The sequence below is a fragment of the Klebsiella sp. HMSC16C06 genome (assembly GCF_001808325.1).
GTDB lineage: Bacteria > Pseudomonadota > Gammaproteobacteria > Enterobacterales > Enterobacteriaceae > Klebsiella > Klebsiella variicola.
The window spans coordinates 1,117-4,449 of the sequence record NZ_KV793008.1; the positions used below are offsets into that span (position 1 = coordinate 1,117).

Sequence of the window (3,333 nt, forward strand, 5' to 3'; positions counted from 1 at the left end):
CTGGCCGGGAGCCGAAGGTGTCCAGTATGGGTGTTCTTTTAAAGCCTTTAAGGGTTAAAAAGAGACATCACAGCAGGGAGAAGAAGAGGAAGCAGACAGACAGCAGGCAGCAAACAGGGAAGACGCGGAAAGGAAATGCGGGCGGCGCGTCAGCGCGGCCCGGCTTTTCTGCGCCGCAGGCGCGCGGCCTTTCGAGGCGCGGCCAGACGGGGACAGATCCCCCCGCCGGCATAATGTGTCATCAGACGGTTATTCTGAGGATGGCGGTCGCTACCTCGGTATACGTGAATGTTCCCCGCGGCAATGGCTCCCAGACGTCCGCCAGGGACTCCAGCGCCTTTTGCTGACGCGGCCCGTCCAGACATATGCCAGTCAGAATCCCGCCAGGTTCAAGCAGAGTTAATGCCCGCCGGATATGCCGGATATCATCACCGCGATGAAACGGCGGATTCATGATGATTCGGGTATACCGGCGATCCGGATGGTATTCGAGAAAATCCCCGCACCAGGTCCGGACCTCCGGGAAACGTGCCTGCAGGTGGCTGACTAATCCGGCGTGCAGCTCCACGGCGTCACACTTCGCCCGGGGGACTGCATCCCTGATCGCCTGCAGTATAGCGCCCGTTCCGGCGCTGGGTTCCAGAATGCGATCGGTTTCCCGGACATCAGCCAGCTCAACCAGCCGGCGACATTCCGGGGAGGGGGTAACAAAAAGCTGCGAGCTACCCTGAATTTCAGCGACAGGGGCGCGCCCCTCCAGTTTGTCCCGCATCGCCTGAATACGGTGTTTAAGGTCATGATGCATGAATATACTCCCTGACCTCCCCGGCAAGATGCCGGGGAGCCTTCCTGTCATTTTTTCGGAATTTCAACGGTTTTCATGTCTGTGATATACACATTCACGAGCGTACAGCCGTGCGTCATGCACCGGCGGAAGCGGTAAGCGCCGTGTGTTTCAGTTTCTGCAGCACCCCGCACGCCTTTATAATCAGCGGGTAATTTCGCCCACTCGGCCTTTGTCATTTCCCGGAACCCTTCGCCCGGATAGTTGACGATCGGTGGGCGCTTCGCCGCTTTCTTCGCGTCGCTGGCTTCCTCCGCTGTCGGGGCTTTGTAGTCCGTGATACGGTCGGGCGTGAGTTTCATCGTGCCGCTGTAGCCCAGAAAGCGATAACAGGGCGTTTCGACTGAACTCACCTCCCCCTGACTCCGGTTAACCCGGAGAATGGTTAACCATTCTCCCCGGCTCAGTACCTGCCCGCCTGGTTCAAATTCCTCTGTTCGGGTGACAACGCCTCCGTTTTCATTGAGCATCGCGCGTTCGTAGGCCAGGCGGTTCTGGTAATGATTAACCCAGCGCTGTTGGTGGCTAATCGTGCGCTCATGACAGCGGATCGCAATATCCCGCGCCTGTTCAAAAGTAATGATCTCCTCAGTCAGGGCGGAATGGAGAGACATCGAACCCTCATACTGGCTTTTCTCTGCCGGGCGGGGGTATTTGTCGAGCGTGAAGCTGGCATAAATATGGTCATAATTACTGACCAGTAACGCCATATTCAGATCGAGCGTCTGCGCACGCCACATCGTCATATACTTTTCAGACCGGGCAATGTGTTTTTGGGACTTGCGTAATTCCGCCTCGATTTTTTTGATACGGCGGTAACGCACATCCGGACGCTCCTTGTATTTCGCGTGTTGCAGAGAGGCCTGCGCGCGCTGTTCCCAGTATTCCGCGCGCTCGAACAGCATCACCGCACGTTTCATGCCGTTCTCAATTTTCTGCGCATGCCGGCGCGCGCGGCGCTCGCTGTGGTGGCCTACCAGGATCGGCTGTCCCAGCGGGACAGCCGATGCCAGCGAATCAACATGCGCAAGCGCCTGCTCCGATTCAACCGCCCGCCGGTCACTGTAGTCACTGAACCGCCCGGCGCGCTGCTCCTGGCGATCAAACAGGGTACTGTCCTCGTCCTCGATATCACCGGCGAGGGAAAGCAGGACATCCTCCCGCCCCGGCGTCCAGGCTGGCGCCACAAAGAGTTCCTGTTTGGGCGCCCAGCGAAAGCCGGCTTTGTTGATCAGAGAATACGTTTCCTCATCGAGCCGTAATGATGCGTAAAGTCGCAGTTTGTTGTCATCGGGTGAATAGGTTGCCCGGTAGGTCTGGCCTGCGGTGTTTTCCGTCATGATCTGTGCGATAGTCGGTGCCATTGTGTTTTCTCCTTCCTGCAGTTGCCGCCCCTCGCGGGGCGGCTCACCTCATCAGTTAAATGCGCGTTTCAGTTCCAGCGTGCGGAGTACCTGCCCGAGGGCGGTATTTTTCATCGCGGGGATGTGGACACCGCGCCCTTTGCGGTGACTTCTGGCGATATGACGCCCGAAAGCTCTGAGAGCGGGATCAATCTCCGGTGCGGTGATATCTGCGCGCAGAATGCGCGAGTGACGACGGGGCTTTACAGCGCCTGCGGAAGGTGAAAAAATAGAAACGATCATAGAGTTGACTCCTTATGGTAGTTAACGAAGCCGGAAAAACCGTTCGTGCGATTTTTACGGCGTGGGAGAAGCAGGGTTTACCCTGCTTTTTTCATATCTGCGGTTTGCTTCCCGCCTCTTCTTCCTCCTTCTGAACCTGATCGGTAATGTCTTCAGGTGCGCCCAGAAACCAGCCTTTGACGGGTTTACAGCGTTCAATAAACGCTTTTATCGCCCGTTTTCCGGTCGTGGCCTGCACCCGGGTAAACATCGGCAGATTGCCGCTGGCATTGCTTCCCAGAAATGCGATCCGATACGTTCGCAATGAAGGATCCTGCATTTTTCTTTTTCCTGATTTTTAAAGAACATCACCCGTTGAGTTGCCGGGGCCGCGGTTTTGACTTTGTGCGGGGACCTGCTGAACCTGCCCCCTGGTATTAACTTCACCCGTTTGAGAGCCGTTCGCCGCAAGGGCGTAAACGAGCACGGGCGACAGCAGCTGTCCAGGGCGCGGTTTACCGCGTGCCATTTACCCTGGACGGATGATGGCGACTGTGGTTGTCTCAGCCCAGGCGAATGGACTCAAACGGGGGATACGGCGCCAGGGGGAAGGAGCAGGCACCCGCCGCAACGACGAAGAGCGCGGGCGCGAAACGGCGTTGCCCTGCAGAGTGCAGGCAGCTTTATCGCCGGCACGGTGAAAGCGGCGCGGCCGGAACGGTCGCAGCAAGCGCTGCCGTTGACCCTGACTTCAGACATCAGACACTAGCCGTCAGGCCCGAAACCGCCTGCGGGTTCGGCGGAGCCCGGCAGGTGCGAAGCAGCTGCCCTGGCGGAGTGTGGCTCGACGACTGGACAGCGCAG

Annotated in this window: 4 protein-coding genes; all 4 read right to left on the bottom strand. The window is 58.1% G+C overall.

Annotation, left to right across the window (positions count from 1 at the left end; genetic code table 11):
• Window positions 1-241 precede the first annotated feature (241 nt).
• Window positions 242-805 (bottom strand): class I SAM-dependent methyltransferase, encoded by a 564-nt coding sequence (locus tag HMPREF3142_RS16865; RefSeq protein ID WP_032752071.1) that lies wholly within the window; start codon window positions 803-805, stop codon window positions 242-244.
• A 47-nt stretch (window positions 806-852) separates the two neighbouring features.
• Window positions 853-2,208: a DUF3560 domain-containing protein gene (locus tag HMPREF3142_RS16870; protein WP_032752072.1), complete on the bottom strand. Its 1,356-nt coding sequence runs from the start codon at window positions 2,206-2,208 to the stop codon at window positions 853-855.
• A 51-nt stretch (window positions 2,209-2,259) separates the two neighbouring features.
• Complete coding sequence (locus HMPREF3142_RS16875) at window positions 2,260-2,490, bottom strand: CCDC81 family HU domain 1-containing protein (protein WP_001568051.1); 231 nt, start codon at window positions 2,488-2,490, stop codon at window positions 2,260-2,262.
• Window positions 2,491-2,581: 91 nt separating this feature from the next.
• Window positions 2,582-2,809: a hypothetical protein gene (locus tag HMPREF3142_RS16880; RefSeq protein WP_032420961.1), complete on the bottom strand. Its 228-nt coding sequence runs from the start codon at window positions 2,807-2,809 to the stop codon at window positions 2,582-2,584.
• Between the last annotated feature and the right edge of the window lie 524 nt (window positions 2,810-3,333).